This window comes from Pantoea cypripedii, from assembly GCF_002095535.1.
In the GTDB taxonomy this organism is placed as follows: domain Bacteria; phylum Pseudomonadota; class Gammaproteobacteria; order Enterobacterales; family Enterobacteriaceae; genus Pantoea; species Pantoea cypripedii.
Genome location: NZ_MLJI01000001.1, coordinates 1,357,838 through 1,373,668, shown reverse-complemented (window position 1 = coordinate 1,373,668; position 15,831 = coordinate 1,357,838). Strand labels below are relative to the sequence as shown.

General features: G+C 59.2%; 14 protein-coding genes. 5 read left to right on the top strand and 9 right to left on the bottom strand.

Going from position 1 to position 15,831, the window contains the following annotated elements; translation table 11 throughout:
- The first annotated feature begins 154 nt into the window (after positions 1-154).
- Positions 155-2,425, top strand: a complete 2,271-nt coding sequence (gene ybiO / locus HA50_RS06320; protein ID WP_084873632.1) for a mechanosensitive channel protein — start codon at positions 155-157, stop codon at positions 2,423-2,425.
- Positions 2,426-2,427: 2 nt separating this feature from the next.
- On the opposite strand, the gene rlmF is transcribed toward ybiO, so the two are convergent.
- On the bottom strand, positions 2,428-3,351 hold the full coding sequence (gene rlmF, locus HA50_RS06315; RefSeq protein WP_084873631.1) for a 23S rRNA (adenine(1618)-N(6))-methyltransferase RlmF: 924 nt from the start codon (positions 3,349-3,351) through the stop codon (positions 2,428-2,430).
- Positions 3,352-3,540: 189 nt separating this feature from the next.
- Between rlmF and HA50_RS06310 the strand changes: the two genes are divergently transcribed.
- Positions 3,541-4,173, top strand: a complete 633-nt coding sequence (locus HA50_RS06310; protein ID WP_084873630.1) for a flavin reductase family protein — start codon at positions 3,541-3,543, stop codon at positions 4,171-4,173.
- Here the strand turns inward: HA50_RS06310 and hutH (HA50_RS06305) are convergent.
- From hutH (HA50_RS06305) to hutI, 7 genes are all read right to left on the bottom strand, one after another.
- Complete coding sequence (hutH, locus tag HA50_RS06305) at positions 4,170-5,660, bottom strand: histidine ammonia-lyase (protein ID WP_084873629.1); 1,491 nt, start codon at positions 5,658-5,660, stop codon at positions 4,170-4,172. The two genes, HA50_RS06310 and hutH (HA50_RS06305), sit on opposite strands and share 4 nt — an antisense overlap.
- Positions 5,657-6,451, bottom strand: coding sequence for an ABC transporter ATP-binding protein (locus tag HA50_RS06300; protein WP_084873628.1), 795 nt, complete (start codon positions 6,449-6,451; stop codon positions 5,657-5,659). The genes hutH (HA50_RS06305) and HA50_RS06300 overlap by 4 nt, the downstream gene beginning before the upstream one ends.
- Before the next feature lies 1 nt (position 6,452).
- Positions 6,453-7,181 (bottom strand): ABC transporter permease, encoded by a 729-nt coding sequence (locus tag HA50_RS06295; protein ID WP_084873627.1) that lies wholly within the window; start codon positions 7,179-7,181, stop codon positions 6,453-6,455.
- 11 nt (positions 7,182-7,192) lie between these two features.
- Complete coding sequence (locus HA50_RS06290) at positions 7,193-7,912, bottom strand: ABC transporter permease (RefSeq protein ID WP_084873626.1); 720 nt, start codon at positions 7,910-7,912, stop codon at positions 7,193-7,195.
- A 12-nt stretch (positions 7,913-7,924) separates the two neighbouring features.
- Positions 7,925-8,773 (bottom strand): transporter substrate-binding domain-containing protein, encoded by an 849-nt coding sequence (locus HA50_RS06285; protein ID WP_084873625.1) that lies wholly within the window; start codon positions 8,771-8,773, stop codon positions 7,925-7,927.
- 446 nt (positions 8,774-9,219) lie between these two features.
- Positions 9,220-10,011, bottom strand: coding sequence for an N-formylglutamate deformylase (gene hutG / locus HA50_RS06280; protein ID WP_084873624.1), 792 nt, complete (start codon positions 10,009-10,011; stop codon positions 9,220-9,222).
- Entirely contained in the window at positions 10,008-11,225 is a 1,218-nt protein-coding gene (hutI, locus tag HA50_RS06275) for an imidazolonepropionase (protein ID WP_084873623.1), read from the bottom strand. Before hutI ends, hutG begins: the two co-directional genes overlap by 4 nt.
- 86 nt (positions 11,226-11,311) lie before the next feature.
- Between hutI and HA50_RS06270 the strand changes: the two genes are divergently transcribed.
- Positions 11,312-12,667, top strand: coding sequence for a formimidoylglutamate deiminase (locus HA50_RS06270; RefSeq protein ID WP_084873622.1), 1,356 nt, complete (start codon positions 11,312-11,314; stop codon positions 12,665-12,667).
- On the top strand, positions 12,664-13,206 hold the full coding sequence (locus tag HA50_RS06265; protein ID WP_084873621.1) for a HutD/Ves family protein: 543 nt from the start codon (positions 12,664-12,666) through the stop codon (positions 13,204-13,206). The genes HA50_RS06270 and HA50_RS06265 overlap by 4 nt, the downstream gene beginning before the upstream one ends.
- Here the strand turns inward: HA50_RS06265 and hutC are convergent.
- A complete protein-coding gene (hutC, locus tag HA50_RS06260; RefSeq protein ID WP_084878376.1) occupies positions 13,190-13,945 on the bottom strand; it encodes a histidine utilization repressor in 756 nt (251 codons plus the stop codon). The genes HA50_RS06265 and hutC overlap by 17 nt on opposite strands.
- A gap of 317 nt (positions 13,946-14,262) precedes the next feature.
- On the opposite strand from hutC, the gene hutH (HA50_RS06255) reads away from it, so the two are divergent.
- Positions 14,263-15,816 carry a histidine ammonia-lyase gene (hutH, locus tag HA50_RS06255; RefSeq protein WP_084873620.1) on the top strand — a complete coding sequence of 518 codons (1,554 nt, stop codon included), beginning with the start codon at positions 14,263-14,265 and terminating at the stop codon, positions 15,814-15,816.
- The last annotated feature ends 15 nt before the right edge of the window (positions 15,817-15,831 follow it).

Here is a 15,831-nt window from a genome sequence, read left to right as displayed (position 1 = left end):
CTGGCAATTATCGTAGCGGTGCGATTTATCGCGCTGTTTTAAATGCGCGCGATAAATCGCGCCGCTACACGCGGGTATCCATCCCCGCTTTCAGACTCATCTCCCTCCTGCGCTGTCTATACTTTTCCCTTGTGCCAAAATCAGGGAGAAAGCCATGTCGTTTGCCAGCCCACCATGGCGTCGTGCCATCAGCTGGAGTCTGGGTATTATTTTCCTGTTGCTGATCCCGGCTGCCCAGGCCGTCACCCTGCCACAGGCCGCTGTTGCCGCGCAGCAGTCACCGCCACCCGCCGCAACCACCAGCGCCGCGCCAACGCTGGAGGACAAAAAAGCCGCCTATGCCGCGCTGGCTAACATTCTGGAAAATAATGACTCACGTCAGGAGCTGATCGATCAGCTACGTCAGGCATCCACCAGCACCTCCACCAATCAGGAACCGGTGCTGGCCCCACCACAGGCAGACGCGCAAGACCCCACCGTGTTGGAGAGTGTCACCAGCGTCACCCGTGAATACGGCGGTGCCGTCGCATCCCAGTTTGTCCGGCTGCACGACAGCATTGCCAACGCACCACACAAGGCCTTCAACCAGCAAACTTTCCTCAATGCCCTGCAACACTTTGCCGGTCTTGCTGCCGCAGTGTTTGCTTTTTACTGGCTGGCACGACGCCTGATGGGGCCCATCTGGCAGCGCATGGGACGCTGGGGCCGCAATCACAACCTGGAACGCAGCAAATGGCTGCATCTGCCCGCCACCATTGTGCTGGCCTTTATCATTGATTTGCTGCTGCTGGCGCTGACGCTGTTTATCGGTCAGATCATCAGTGACAATTACCACGGCGATAATCGCACCATCGCCTATCAGCAGGGCCTGTTCCTGAATGCCTTCGCGCTGATTGAGTTCTTCAAAGCAGTGCTGCGCCTGATTTTTTGCCCGCGCTTCCCTGCCCTGCGCTTTTTTCATTTGTCCGATGCCCGCGCCAGCTACTGGAACACCCGCCTGAGCTGGCTGAGCGGCATCATTGGTTACGGTTTGCTGGTGGTGGTGCCGATAGTGTCCAATCAGGTGAATATGCAGGTCGCCGCGCTGGTTAACGTGCTGGTGATGGGCATCATGACGGTGTGGGCGCTGTGGCTGATTTTTCGTAACAAACGCAACATCCACGAAGAGTTATCACGCCTGGCTGACCACAGCCTGAGCTTCTTCGCGCTGTTTATCCGCGCCTTTGGCATGGTGTGGCACTGGCTGGCGAGCGCCTATTTTATCGCGCTGTTCCTGTTCTCCATTTTCAATCCCGGCGACAGCCTGAAATTTATGATGTCCGCCACGGTGCGCAGCCTGGCGATCATCGGTATCGCCGCGTTGATTTCCGGCATGCTGACGCGCTGGATTGGCAAAACCCTGACCCTGTCGCCGGATATGAGGCGCAACTATCCCGAACTGCAAAAACGCGTTAACGATTGGGTCAAGGCGCTGCTGAAGCTGGCGCGAGTGATCACCGTATTTGCCACGCTATTGTCACTGCTCAACGCATGGAACCTGTTTGATCTCTGGCACTGGCTGACTTTCGGGGCCGGACAGAAGATGGTTGATGTGATGATCCGCATCGTGATGATCGTGCTGCTTTCGGCGATTGGCTGGACGCTGCTCGCCAGCCTGATTGAAAGCCGTCTGGCGTCCGACTCTCATGGCCGCCCGATGCCCAGCGCCCGTACCCGCACGCTGCTGACGCTGTTCCGTAATGCGCTGGCGGTGGTGATCAGCACCATCACCATCATGATTTTGCTGTCTGAAGTCGGGGTGAATATCGCCCCATTGCTGGCCGGTGCCGGGGCACTGGGGCTGGCGGTGTCGTTTGGTTCGCAAACGCTGGTCAAAGACATCATCACCGGTATCTTTATCCAGTTTGAAAACGGCATGAATACTGGCGATCTGGTGACCATTGGCAGCATCACCGGCACCGTGGAGCGAATGTCGATTCGCTCAGTCGGAGTGCGTCAGGATACCGGTGCGCTGAATATTATTCCCTGGTCATCCATCACCACCTTCGCCAATTTTGTGCGCGGTATCGGCTCGTTTGTTGCCAACTATGATGTCGATCGCAGCGAAGACACGGCGAGAGTGAACGCCACTTTGCAGGCGGCAGTGAAGGAGTTGCTGGAAAACCCGGAAATCCGCGGCATGGTGATTGGCGAGCCGAGCTTTGCCGGACTGGTCGGGCTAACCAGCCAATCCTTTACCGCCCGTGTCTCCTTTACCACCCAGCCCCTGAAGCAGTGGTCGGTGAGGTTTGCGCTGGACGACAAAGTGAAGAAACATTTTGACGCGGTGGGGATTAAAGCGCCGCACCAGACGGTGGAGGTGATGCAAACCGGCAACGACGTGGCATCCGCCGCCAGCTTTCCGGCGCTGCCACCGACGCCGTGAGTTTAGCGTTTCAGCCGCTGGGCGCGTCCGGCTTCCGGCAGGAAGGTCCAGGCGAGGAAACGGCTCTGTTTCTGGCCCTGCGCCATTTCGATGATGCGGACCTCGTACGCCTCCGCATCACGCAGCTGGTCGCGCAGCGCAGGCAGGTTCTCTTTGCGTGAAACCAGCGAGGTAAACCACACAATACGATCGGCAAAAGCCACGCTTTCCTCGATCATCCGGCCAATAAACCGACGTTCGCCGCCGTCACACCACAATTCGTTATGCTGACCACCGAAGTTCAGCGGCGCATTTTTCTTTAAACCGAGGTTGCGCACTTTACGCTGGCTGCCCGCCGCCGCTTCTTCTGCCGACGCATGGAACGGTGGATTGCACAGCACCGCCTGGTAGCGTTCATTTTTGTGCACCACACCGGCGAAGATCGCCTCGGCCTGCTTCTGCCGACGCAGACGAATCCCGCGCTGCAAGCCCGGATTGCTGGCAACGATATGGTTAGCCGCCGTGATCGCTTCCGCCGTGATCTCGGTGCCGGTAAAGCGCCAGCCGTATTCCGCGTGTCCAATCAGCGGATAGATGCAGTTGGCACCGCAACCTATATCCATCACATCCACATCGCGCGGGATCACGCCGCCATTATCGGTGGCCAGCAAATCAGCCAGCGCATGGATATAATCCGCTCGCCCTGGCACCGGCGGCGTCAGATAACCTTCCGGCAGCTGCCAGTTCAGGTTGTAGAACAGCTTCAGCAGTGCCTGATTGAGCAACATCACCGCCTGCGGATCGGCAAAATCTACCGATAACTCGCCATAACCGTTCGGGCGCACTTTGTCCGCCAGCGGCGGATGCGCTGCGGTGAGGGCAGCAAAATCATAACGGCCCTGATGGCGATTGCGGGGATGAAAGGGATTGGCGGCTGGCTTGTTCATAGGATCTCCGATAAATAACGCGGCGTAAGATACCCTTTGCCGGACAAAAAAGAAAATCTCTGCTGAGGTAGAGTCAGGATGTTAAATTCCATAACGCCCCCAGGTACGCATAAATGCGTCCCCTACAGCGTAGGGTCGGCATTTATGCCGACCTGGTCAATAAAGGTACAAATTACGCCAGGAGAGGTTATGACGCGTCAACGCTATTCTTATCAACCGCGTGCCGGTCACGGTTTACCGCACGATCCCCTCAATGCCATCGTCGGCCCACGCCCGATTGGCTGGATCAGTTCGCAAAGCGCCAGCGGCCTGCGCAACCTTGCGCCTTACAGTTTTTTTAACTGCTTCAACTATCATCCGCCGATTATCGGTTTTGCCAGCAGCGGCTGGAAAGACAGCGTGCAAAATATCAGCGAAAGCAAAGAGTTTGTCTGGAATCTGGCGACCCGTCCACTGGCGGAAGCAATGAATGAAAGTTCCGCCTCAATACCACCGGAGCAGGATGAATTCGCGCTGGCGGGGTTAACCCCGATTCCGGCCTCGCAGGTGAAGGTCAGCATGGTGGCGGAAAGCCCGGTCAATTTCGAATGCCGCCTGACGCAGCTCATCCGCCTGCAGGATGTGCACGGCAGCGAGCTGGAGAGCTGGCTGGTGCTGGGTGAAGTGGTAGCGATTCATATTGATGAACAACTGCTGGAGAACGGCATCTATCAAACCGCCAAAGCGCAACCCATCCTGCGTGCCGGTGGCCCGTCGGCCTATTACGGTATCAGTGAAGCGTCGCGCTTTGATCTGGTGCGGCCGGATGCGCGTCGTAGTTAAAAACGGGTCGCTTTGAGGACCTGCACGGCTCGCGCCATTTCCGGTGCCAGCCAGCGGTCCTCCTGCCAATTGGCCACCACCGCCCGCAGGCGACGCAATGCCTGCTTTGTACCGTCTGCCAGCTGGTTTTCCCCGTGGAAATCCAGCGCCTGCGCCGCCAGCAGATACTCAATCGCCAGAATCTGCCACACATTGCCCACCAGCTTCAGCAGCTTCAATGCCGCGCCGGTGCCCAGGCTGAGATGATCTTCCTGCAAACCGGAAGTGACAAAGTTATCCAGCACCGCCGGTTGCGCCAGCTGGCGGTTTTCCGCACACAGCGCAGCCGCGACATATTGCGCGATCATCATGCCGGAATTCACCCCCGGCTGGGCCACCAGAAACGCCGGTAGCCCGCTGACCAATGGATTGACCAGCCGATCCAGCCGACGCTCGGCAATGCTGCCCAGCTCCGCCATGGCAATCGCCAACAGATCGCAGGCCATCGCTACAGATTCACCGTGGGGATTGGCCTGCGACACCACGCGCCAGTTATCCGGCGTGCCGAGTACCAGCGGGTTATCCGTGCAGGCGTTGAGTTCGGTATTGACCTGGCGCTGCGCATGCTCGAACTGATCCCAGCAGGCACCGTGCACCTGCGGCATTGAGCGCAGGCTGAGGGCGTCCTGCGTGCGCACGCCGAGACTGCTTTGCAACAACGGGCTGTCGCTCAGGAGCTGGCGCAGCCGTTCACCGCTGCGCTGCATACCTGGGCTGGCTTTCAGCGCGATGATCTCCGCATCGAACGCCGCCAGTTGCCCACGAAGAGCTTCAAAGCTCATCGCCCCGGTCATATCAGCGCAATCCAGTAGGCGTGCCGCATCGTCCAGCGCCAGCGAGGCCATCCCGGTCATGCAGGGGGTGCCGTTCACCAGGCTCAACCCTTCTTTTGCTCCTGGGCGGAACGGGGTCAGACCAGCCAGTGCCAGTGCCTGTTCGGCAGGCATCGTTTGCTGCTGCCAGGTCACCTCACCGACACCAATCAACGCCAGTCCGATATGCGCCATATGGGTGAGATAACCGACCGATCCCTGTGACGGCACCTGAGGAATGATCTGTTGATTGAGCAGCGCCAGCAGTTGCTGCACCAGCGCTACCGATACGCCAGATTTCCCGTGGCTGTAGTTGGCGATGGCGGCACAGATAATGGCGCGCACTTCATCCGCTGGCAGCAACGGCCCGACACCACAGGCGTGGCTGAGCAGCGTATTACGCGAGAGCTGGCTGAGTTGTTCCTCTGGCAACGTGATGTTGCACAAAGCGCCCAGCCCGGTGTTGATGCCGTAGGCGATATGGCCGCTGGCGACAATCTCATCGACAATTTCACGTCCGCGCGCGATACGCTGCCAGGCACTGGCGCTCAGACTAAGTTCAGCGCCGTGGCGTGCCACCTGCACCACGTCCTGCCAGCTGAGGGGGCTATCGCCCCAGATCACCGTTCCGCTCATGCCGGTTGCTCCGCACGTTGGTGGCTGGAGATAAATTGTTTAAAGCGCAGCGAGCCTTGCTCGCCAAACATCGCTTCCGGCGAACCTTCGCAATCAATGGTGCCCTGATGCATAAACACCACGCGGTTCGATACATTGCGGGCAAACCCCATTTCGTGGGTCACCACCAGCATGGTGCGCCCTTCCTCCGCGAGGCTGCGCATCACCTTCAGCACCTCCCCCACCAGCTCCGGGTCAAGCGCGGAGGTGGGTTCATCAAACAGCATCACTTCCGGGTCCATTGCCAGCGCGCGGGCAATGGCGACGCGCTGCTGCTGACCACCCGACAACTGCGCCGGATAGAAATCTTTGCGATTCAGCAGCCCCACCCGATCCAGCAGCTGTTCCGCCTGGGCAATGCAGCTTTTTTTATCGCGCTTCAGCACATAATGCGGCCCTTCAATCACGTTCTGTAGCACCGTCATATGCGACCACAGATTGAAACTCTGGAACACCATGCCGAGCCGGGAGCGCAGCCGTTCAATCTGTTTCGGGTTGGCGGCCAGCTGGTGGCCATGGGCATGGCGCTTCATCTCAATGGTTTCACCGCCCACGCTGACCACGCCAGCATCCGGCGTTTCCAGCAGGTTGATGCAGCGCAGCAGCGTACTTTTGCCGGAACCGCTGGCACCGAGAATCGAAATCACATCGCCTTTGCGTGCCTGTAAATTGATGCCTTTCAGCACCTCCATCGCCCCAAAGGATTTATGGATGTCGGTGGCGGATAAGGTAATCGGGGGTAAGTCGTGCATATCACTCTCCGGCAATCGGTTTAACGGCGGGCAACGGCTTTTTTTCGACGCGATGCACCGGGGTCAGGCGGCGCTCAAGCAGCGCATACAACTGGACGATAATAAAGTTCAGAATCAGATAGATAGCCGCTGCACACAGAAACACTTCCATGGTGCGGTAAGTACGCTGAATAATCTGTTGTGCCACGCCGGTGACATCCCACACCGTCACCAGGCTGGCAAGCGCGGTGGATTTCACCAGCAGAATCGCTTCGGTGGAGTACGCCGGTAAGGCATAGCGCAGCATGATGGGCGCGATAATGCGCCGCAGTAACAGGCCGCGTGACATGCCACAGGCCAGCCCGGCTTCAACCTGACCCGGCGGCACTGCCAGCAGCGCACCACGCAGAATCTCAGCGGTGTACGCGGCGGTACAGAGCGACAGCGCCAGCACCGCGCAGGTAAAGGGCTCACGCAGGAACGGCCAGACAAAACTGTGGCGAATCACGCCAAACTGGCCGAGCCCGTAATAAATCAAAAACAGCTGGATCAGCAGCGGTGAGCCGCGAAACACGAGGATGTAGCCGCGCGCAAATCCGCTCAGCACCCGCCAGCGGCTCATACGCAGCGTCAGAATGCCCAGCGCCAGCACCCCGCCACACAGGAATGAACTGATAAACAGGCCGAGCGTGACCGGCAGCGCGGCGCTCAGCTTGAGAAAGGTGTCAGTGAGAAAGGCAAAATCGATCATCGCGCTGCTCCTTAATGCTGTGCCGCAGTGCGACTTTGCCAGGCACGGCCGAGGCGCGATTCCGCGCGACGAAATGCATGGTTGGAAAGCAGAGTCAGCACCAGATAACAGGCACCGCCCACCATATAGAAGGTGAAGTAGTCACGGGTGGATCCGGCGGCCACCTGGCTGGCGCGCATCAGTTCGACGATGCCGGTGACGGACACCAGCGCCGAGTCCTTCAGGCTCATCTGCCAGACATTCGACATGCCGGGCAGCGCATAGCGCACCACCTGCGGCAGCAGAATGCGCTGGGCGATGCGAAACCGAGGCATCCCGATGGCAACCGCGGCTTCGATCTCGCCTTTCGCCAGTGCCAGCCGCGCCGCCCGATACACTTCCCCCTGGTAAGAACCTGAGATAAGCCCGATAGCCAGTGCCCCAATCAGAAACGGCGGCGCTTCAATAAAACCATCCGCACCGAACATCTGACCGACGAGGGTGATCAAACCGGATCCACCGAAGTAGAACAGGTAGATCACCAGCAGCTCCGGGATGCCACGAAACACCGTGGAATAGGCTTCTCCCAGCCAGCGCAGCCAGCGTTGCGTGGAGAGTTTGGCTGCCGCCACGCCCGCGCCGACCAGCGCCCCGATCATCAATGCCGCCAGCGAGAGCAGCAACGTGGTTAACGTGGCGCTCAGGATCAGGCGACCCCAGCCGTCTGCACCAAAACTCAGCAGGCTCATCATGGTTGACCTCACTTACGGGGTTACGTCAGTTTTAAACCACTTCTCACTCAGGGTTTTCACCGTGCCATCAGCCAGCGCAGCCTGAATGGCGGCGTCGAGTTTGGCTTTCAAATCGCTATCGGCCATGCGCACGCCCAGCGCTTCCCCTTCACCCCAGATCGGGCCGCCAAGCTGCGGGCCGCTGAAGGTCAGGTTGCTGTTCTCTTTCCGTGCCAGCATCGATTGCGCGAAAGTGACGTCATCAAACACCGCATCGATACGACCGGCCTGCAAATCGAGGATCGCGTCGGCAGAGGTGGTGTACTCACGCACATCAGCGACATCTTTGAAGTATTTATCGATAAACGGGGTATAGACAGTGCCGGAGGCGATACCGATGGTTTTGCCTTTCAGCGCGGCCTTCAGCTGCGCAATTGCCGGTTCGATCTCTTTGGCATCATCGTGCAGCTTGATGATTTTGCTATCCGGCGGCAGCAGTGAATCTTTCACGGTGATAAAGGTGGCAGGGGTGGAAGCATACGGCGTGGTGAAGCTGACCACTTTTTTGCGATCCGGGGTGATAACGATGGCGTCCATGATCACATCATATTTTCCGGCATTCAGTCCGGCGATCATCCCATCCCAGTTCTGCACCACCAGCTTGCACTGAATGCCCATGCGTTTGCACAGATCGGCCATCAGCTCAGGTTCAAAACCGCCCAGTTTGCCGCCCGGCAGGGTCAGGTTCCAGGGTTCATAGCTGCCTTCGGTGGCAATGGTGATCGATTTCCACTCTTTAGCCTGGGCAGTCACGCCGCAAAGCAACAGGCTGGAAAACAGGGTCGTGAGGCAAAAACGGCGTACAGTGGTGCGGTGCGTCATGCGGCTTCTCCTGGTCGATAATCGTTGTGTGCTGTCTCGGCGTTTTTTCGCAGATGACATTTCATGTATATACAAGTTAGCCTGCGCCAGATCATTGTCGGCTTGAGTTTTTTGTGAGCCAGACAGAATAAATCGTTAAAATTGCCACGCGGTCTGTACTTGTACATACAACCTAGCAAAGGCTGTGCCAGCTCGTGGTGACGGGGAGAATCAGGGGGATACAAGGGAAATGGTGCTGGATTGCACCAGAAGGTGGCGGTGAATGCACCAGGTTGTAGCGACGCGATTTATTGCGCGATAAATCGCGCCGCTACGACAACAGCATAATTGAACCCCGTAGTGAAATATCGCACCGGGTTGTAGCGGCGCAATTTATTGCGCAGGGTTTACCAGCACCGTGCACAGAATAGCGCGATAAATCGCGCCGCTACGGGTCACTGCCGTTATCAGGCCGGTTTGCCCTGCTGCAAATACGCCTGGAGCAACGGTTTCAGCACCTTTTGCAACTGCGCAGCGCGATCCTGCTGCCACGCGAATGGCGGTGTTTCGTCCATGTAATTAATCTGTGCCAGCTCCAGCTGCACCGCCTGTACGCCCTGCTGCGGCTGACCATAGGCACGGGTGATATAGCCGCCCTTGAAGCGTCCGTTAATTACCCAGCTGTAATCATTCTGCGCTTCGCACACCGCCTGAATTGCCGCCGTCACCGCTGGCGTGCAGCTGGTGCCTTCATTAGTGCCGATATTCAAATCCGGCAGCTGACCATCAAACAGACGCGGGATTACCGAAGCGATGGAGTGCGCATCAAACAACAACGCATAGCCATGCTGCGCTTGCAGGCGCGCCAGCTCCTGCTGTAGCTGCTGATGATAAGGATGCCAGATATGGTCAAGATAGCCCTGCCGCTGCTCCGCCGTCGGGGTTTTACCGGGGGCAAAGGTCAGCGTGCCATCAAACAAGGTTTCCGGGTACAGCCCGGTGGTGGCGGTGGTGTACAGCGGCTGGTTGTCCGCCGGACGGTTGAGGTCGATAACAAAACGTGAGTAATGCCCGATCAGCACGCTGGCACCCAAATCACGCACAAAATCATACAGTAACGGAATATGCCAGTCAGTGTCCGGCAGACCACGAGCCGCATCGCTTAATCCGGCATCGACTTCTGGTGTCAGTTGCGTTCCGGCGTGCGGAATGCTGACCAGTAACGGCAGCGTCCCCTGGGTAAAATGAAACGGTGTCATTGCGCTTCTCCACGATAGATAACCTGGCACGGCAACTCGCCGCCCAGCCAGTAAACCAGTTCCGCCGGACGTGCCAGCGGCCAGTGCACAAAATTTGCCACTTTACCCGGCTCCAGTGAGCCGTGCGTCTGCTGTAGACCCAGCGCCTGCGCGCCCCATAAGGTCACGCCTGCCAGCGCCTCTTCCGGCGTCATACCAAACAGCGTGCAACCCATATTCAGCATCAGACGCAGCGACAGCGCCGGTGAGGTACCTGGATTGGCATCGCTGGCCAGCGCCATCGGCACACCGTACTGGCGGAACAAGGCTACCGGCGGACGCTGGGTTTCGCGCAGCAGATAAAACGCGCCCGGCAGCAGCACCGCCACGGTGCCATGCTGCGCCATCGCCTGTGCATCGCTTTCGGTGGCGTATTCCAGATGATCAGCCGACAGCGCACCATAGCTGGCCGCCAGCGCTGCGCCGCCCAGTGAGGAAAGCTGCTCAGCATGCAGTTTGATCGGCATGCCCAGTGCTTTGGCTTTATCAAACACCTGGCTCACCTGCTCAGGTGAGAATGCCAGATGTTCACAGAATGCATCCACCGCATCCGCCAGCCCGGCGGCGTGCACCTGCGGCAGCAGACGCTCACAGATGATATCCACCCAGCCCTGCGGGTTGTCTTTAAACTCAGGCGGGAAACTGTGCGCCGCCAGACAGGTTGCCAGTACATCAGCAGGCACGTTTTGTGCCAGTTCGCGGATGGCACGCAGCATGGTCAGCTCGCTGGCTTCATCCAGCCCATAGCCGGATTTGATCTCGACCGTCGTCACCCCTTCCGCCAGCAGACGATCCAGCCGCCAGCGTGCCGACGCCACCAGTTCCTCCTGCGTGGCCGCGCGAGTAGCGCGCACCGTGGAGAGAATACCACCGCCCTGCGCAGCGATTTCGGCATAGCTGACACCGTTCAGACGCTGCTCAAATTCCGCGCTGCGATCGCCGCCAAACACCAGATGGGTATGGCAATCCACCAGCCCCGGCGTGATGATGCCACCTTCGAAATGATGCTGCTCACGCGCGTGAAATTCCGGCAGTTCACTGCGTGGCCCCACCCACACCAGCTGGCCCTGATCCACCGCCAGCGCGCCGTCGGCAATCAGGTTGTAACGGCCTTCGCGCATGGTCACGATATCCGCGCCCAGCCACAGGCTGTCGATCTGCTTCGCTTCTGCCATCCCCAAATCCCCTTACCTTTCGCGATTTACACTGCTCATCAAAGTATGTATATGTATATACAACTAACCGCCGCTAAGGATCAACCATGGCAACTTTTTTTGCCCCACGGGCACTGCTGGCCGATGGCTGGCATGACCAGGTGCTGATAACTGTTAACCCCGCCGGGGTGATAACCGCGTTAACCCCCAACAGCGAGCCTGGCGAGGCGATTCGTCTGGCAGGATCGGTGATCCCGTCGATTGCCAACCTGCATTCCCATGCCTTTCAACGCGCCATGGCCGGGCTGGCCGAAGTGGCGGGCGATCCCCAGGACAGCTTCTGGACCTGGCGCGATTTGATGTACCGCATGGTGCAGCGTCTCTCACCGCAGCAGGTGGGCGATATTGCCGCGCTGTTGTATATCGGGATGCTGAAAGGCGGTTATACCCAGGTGGCGGAATTCCACTATCTGCATCATGACGCTCAGGGCAAAGCCTATCCTCACGATGACATGCTGCAACAGTTGATGGCAGCGGCAGACACCGCCGGGATCGGCCAGACGCTGCTGCCGGTGCTGTACAGCTACAGCGGCTTCGGCTCGCAACCCGCCAGTGACGGCCAGCGCCGGTTTATCCAGCAGACCGAAGCTTACCTGCAACAACAGCAACGACTGAGCCAATGGGTGGCCGACAAACCGCTGTTCAATCACGGCCTGTGCTTCCACTCGCTGCGCGCGGTGAATGAGGCACAGATGCGTGAGGTGCTGGCAGCCAGCCCGGACCATCTGCCGGTGCATATTCATGTGGCCGAGCAGGAGAAAGAGGTCAACGACAGCCTGGCATGGAGCGGTGAGCGCCCGGTGGCCTGGCTGATGAATCGTTTTGCTGTTGATGCCCGCTGGTGCCTGATCCACGCGACCCACCTTGATGAAGACGAAATTGCCCGTCTCGCCGCCAGCGGTGCCGTGGTCGGATTGTGCCCGATCACCGAGGCCAATCTCGGCGACGGCATCTTCCCGGCAGTGGAATACATCGCCCGTGGTGGACGCTGGGGCATCGGTTCCGACAGCCATGTCTCCCTGAGCACGCTGGAGGAGCTGCGCTGGCTGGAGTACGGCCAGCGTCTGCGCGATCGCCGTCGCAATCGCATCACCACCACTGATCAATCCTCGGTCGGTGACCTGCTGTGGCAACAGGCGGCCCAGGGTGGCGCGCAGGCCTGTGGTATCCAGAGCGGCGAACTGGCCGTGGGCAAACGCGCTGACTGGCTGGTGCTGAAAGCGGATGCCTGGTTAAGCAGCGTAGACAGCGCATCCTTGCTGAATCGCTGGTTATTTGCCGGTCAGCGTGAGCAAATTCGCGATGTTTACGTCGCCGGTCAGGCGGTGGTCGAGCAAGGGCAGCATCCGGCAGAAGAAGCCTGCGCAGCACGCTTCGCCGCCGCCATGAGGGCGCTGCGATGAGAACCCGTTTCGACTACGACGCTTTACCCGTCAGCCGCTGGCGTAACGGCGGCGGTGAAACCCGCGAAATCGTCAGTTATCCGCCGGGTGCGGCGGATTTCGCCTGGCGCGCCAGTATCGCCACCATCGCCGCTGACGGCCCCTTTTCCCCCTTCCCCGGTATCGACCGGGTGATCACCCTGCTGCATGGCGATAGCGTGCTGTTGCGCCACGCGCAGGGCGAGCAGCAGCTGCAACCGCATCAGCCCTGGCCGTTTCCGGGCGAATGGGCGATCGATGCGCAAATTGGCGACAGCGCCTGTCAGGATTTCAATATCATGACGCGCCGCGACAGCTGGCAGGCGCAGGTGACGGTGCAGCAACAGCCGGTCGGCAGCGAACAGGGTGTCGCCTGGGTGCTGGCGGGCAGCTGGCAAACAGCGCAAGGTGAGGTTTTCACGGTGAATCAGGGGATGTGGTGGCTGGATGAGATGACGCAGCTGGCACCGTGTTCTGCCGATGCCAGCCTGTTGTTTACCGCGCTTAGCCGTGTCCTCTGAAGCGGCCCAGCAGCTTGTAACGCGAGCCGGGATAGAGCAGACGCGCATAGGTGACGATTTTGTTGTCGCTCCACGTCTGGCGACGGATCAGCAGGCAGGGTTCGTGCTCATCCAGCGCCAGATGCTTACGCTGGCGCAGGTCCGGCAGCACCGCTTCGACAATATGCTCACCGGCGGTTAACGGCGCAACCCGCATCAGATAGGTGTAAGGCGTCAGCTGATGGTAATCCTGGCTGAGATAATCCGGGGCCACCAGCGGGTTGACCAGACGATCCTCCAGCTGCACCGGCAAATCATTCTCGTAATGTACGATCAGCGAATGGAACAGCATCTGGCCGGTGGATAACCCCAGCACCGCCGCCTGCTCCGGGTCCGCCTTCATCTGCCCGAGGGAGAGAATTTTACAGCTGTGCAGATGACCACGCTGCGCGATTTCATCTGCAATGTTGTGCACTTCCAGCATCGCGGTGTAGCCCTTCATCTCGGCGACAAAGGTGCCGACACCCTGCATACGCACCAGAAAACCTTCGCTGGTCAGTTCACGCAGCGCACGGTTGATGGTCATGCGGCTGACACCAAGTTCATTCACCAGCTCGCTTTCCGAGGGTACACGTTGATTGGCCTTCCAGTGACCTTCACGGATCTGGCTGATAATCGCCTGCTTAACGCGCTGGTAAATCGGCGCAGGCTCATCACCCATGGCCGCGGCCAGTTGTGCTATTGCCGTCTGCTCAACCATATCCTGTTCCTTTTCCTGATAGTGCCCAAAGTTTACTGTCTCAACGCGTAAATGTATATACATCCCGCTGTGCAACAGTCCCGCTTCCTGTGCAGCATTTGCCTTATTACAGTGCAATGCCTGCGGCGATCCGAAGGCCTGGAGGCTCTGCCGCGCCCTGCAAAGAATGTGATCAATCTGGCACAGTGCTTGCTACTTGTATAGACAAGAATAGACACTTATGCTTCACTCGCATTATTCATGGCATCTCCCGCAGCACTTCCACATGCCAGCATCATCCGGGATTGCCGTTTTACTTGTATAGACAGGAGTAGACTATGTCAGGTTCGGTTCAGAATATTCGCCTCATTCCCGGTGAAGTGGACCTCGCCACACTGCGCGCGATTTACCAGGGTGGCGTCGCACTGACGCTGGCTGATGAGGCGCGTGCCGCCATCGATCGTGCCAGCGCTACCGTTGATGCCATCGTCGCTTCAGGCAACGTGGTGTACGGCATCAATACCGGCTTTGGCAAACTGGCGCAGACGCAGATTCCGGCTGGCCGCCTCGCCGAACTGCAACGTAACCTGGTGCTGTCGCACAGCGTCGGTCTCGGTGAGTTGCTGCCTGATAACGTCACTCGCCTGGTGGTCGCCACCAAAATCATCAGCCTGGCGCGCGGCCATTCCGGGATCCGTATTTCCCTGATCGAAGCGCTGCTGGCGTTGTTCAATGCCGGTGTGATGCCGTGCATTCCTGAAAAGGGTTCCGTCGGCGCATCCGGCGACCTCGCCCCGCTGGCGCATCTGTCGCTGATGCTGCTGGGTGAAGGTAATGTCCGCGTTGATGGTGCGTTGATCCCTGCCACTGAAGGATTGGCACGCGTTGGTCTGACGCCATTTGTGCTCGGTCCGAAGGAAGGTCTGGCGCTGCTGAATGGCACCCAGGTTTCTACCGCACTGGCGCTGCGTGGCCTGTTCGAAGGGGAAAACCTGTTCGCTGCCGGGTTGATGGCCGGTGCGCTGTCGCTTGAAGCCATCAAAGGCTCGATCAAACCTTTTGATGCGCGTATCCACCTGGCACGCGGTCAGCAGGGGCAAATCGCCGTTGCGGCAGCGGTCAGCACGCTGCTGGAAGGCAGTGAGATCCTCAGCTCGCACGCCAACTGTGGCCGGGTACAGGACCCCTACTCCATCCGCTGCGTACCGCAGGTGATGGGTGCCTGTCTTGATAACCTCAGCCACGCCGCCCGCGTGTTGCAGATTGAAGCTAACGCCGCCTCGGACAACCCGCTGGTGTTTAGCGACACCGGCGATGTGATTTCCGGTGGTAATTTCCACGCCGAACCGGTGGCGTTTGCCGCCGATATCATCGCCCTGGCCGTGGCCGAAGTGGGCGCGATTTCTGAACGTCGTCTGGCACTGCTGCTGGATACCGGACTCTCCGGTCTGCCGCCTTTCCTGGTGCGTGACGGTGGCGTCAACTCCGGCTTTATGATCGCGCAGGTCACTGCCGCCGCGCTGGCGTCGGAAAACAAATCGCTGGCGCATCCAGGCAGCGTCGATAGCCTGCCGACGTCCGCCAACCAGGAAGACCATGTGTCGATGGCGACCTACGCCGCGCGCCGTCTTGGCAGCATGTGTTTCAACACCGCCGCCGTAGTGGGGATTGAAGCCATGGCCGCCGCCCAGGGGATCGACTTCCACCGTCCTCTGCAAAGTTCCACCACTATCGAGCAGGAGATGAGCCGCATTCGCGCTCAGGTCGCCTTCCTCGATCAGGATCGTTTACTGGCACCGGATATCGACACCATGCGCCAGTGGGCCAGCAGCAATGCCTGGCCGGAAGCCCTTTCTGCGCTGCTGCCGAGCATGCGCACCACCCAATGTTGAATAAAGGAACTGATG

Coding starts and splice junctions, on each gene's coding strand:
- hutI (WP_084873623.1), bottom strand. CDS start 11,225: ATGGCAGAAGCGAAGCAGATCGACAGCCTGTGGCTGGGCGCGGATATC.
- HA50_RS06285 (WP_084873625.1), bottom strand. CDS start 8,773: ATGACGCACCGCACCACTGTACGCCGTTTTTGCCTCACGACCCTGTTT.
- hutH (WP_084873620.1), top strand. CDS start 14,263: ATGTCAGGTTCGGTTCAGAATATTCGCCTCATTCCCGGTGAAGTGGAC.
- HA50_RS06270 (WP_084873622.1), top strand. CDS start 11,312: ATGGCAACTTTTTTTGCCCCACGGGCACTGCTGGCCGATGGCTGGCAT.
- hutH (WP_084873629.1), bottom strand. CDS start 5,660: ATGAGCGGAACGGTGATCTGGGGCGATAGCCCCCTCAGCTGGCAGGAC.
- HA50_RS06310 (WP_084873630.1), top strand. CDS start 3,541: ATGACGCGTCAACGCTATTCTTATCAACCGCGTGCCGGTCACGGTTTA.
- HA50_RS06265 (WP_084873621.1), top strand. CDS start 12,664: ATGAGAACCCGTTTCGACTACGACGCTTTACCCGTCAGCCGCTGGCGT.
- HA50_RS06300 (WP_084873628.1), bottom strand. CDS start 6,451: ATGCACGACTTACCCCCGATTACCTTATCCGCCACCGACATCCATAAA.
- HA50_RS06295 (WP_084873627.1), bottom strand. CDS start 7,181: ATGATCGATTTTGCCTTTCTCACTGACACCTTTCTCAAGCTGAGCGCC.
- rlmF (WP_084873631.1), bottom strand. CDS start 3,351: ATGAACAAGCCAGCCGCCAATCCCTTTCATCCCCGCAATCGCCATCAG.
- hutG (WP_084873624.1), bottom strand. CDS start 10,011: ATGACACCGTTTCATTTTACCCAGGGGACGCTGCCGTTACTGGTCAGC.
- HA50_RS06290 (WP_084873626.1), bottom strand. CDS start 7,912: ATGATGAGCCTGCTGAGTTTTGGTGCAGACGGCTGGGGTCGCCTGATC.
- ybiO (WP_084873632.1), top strand. CDS start 155: ATGTCGTTTGCCAGCCCACCATGGCGTCGTGCCATCAGCTGGAGTCTG.
- hutC (WP_084878376.1), bottom strand. CDS start 13,945: ATGGTTGAGCAGACGGCAATAGCACAACTGGCCGCGGCCATGGGTGAT.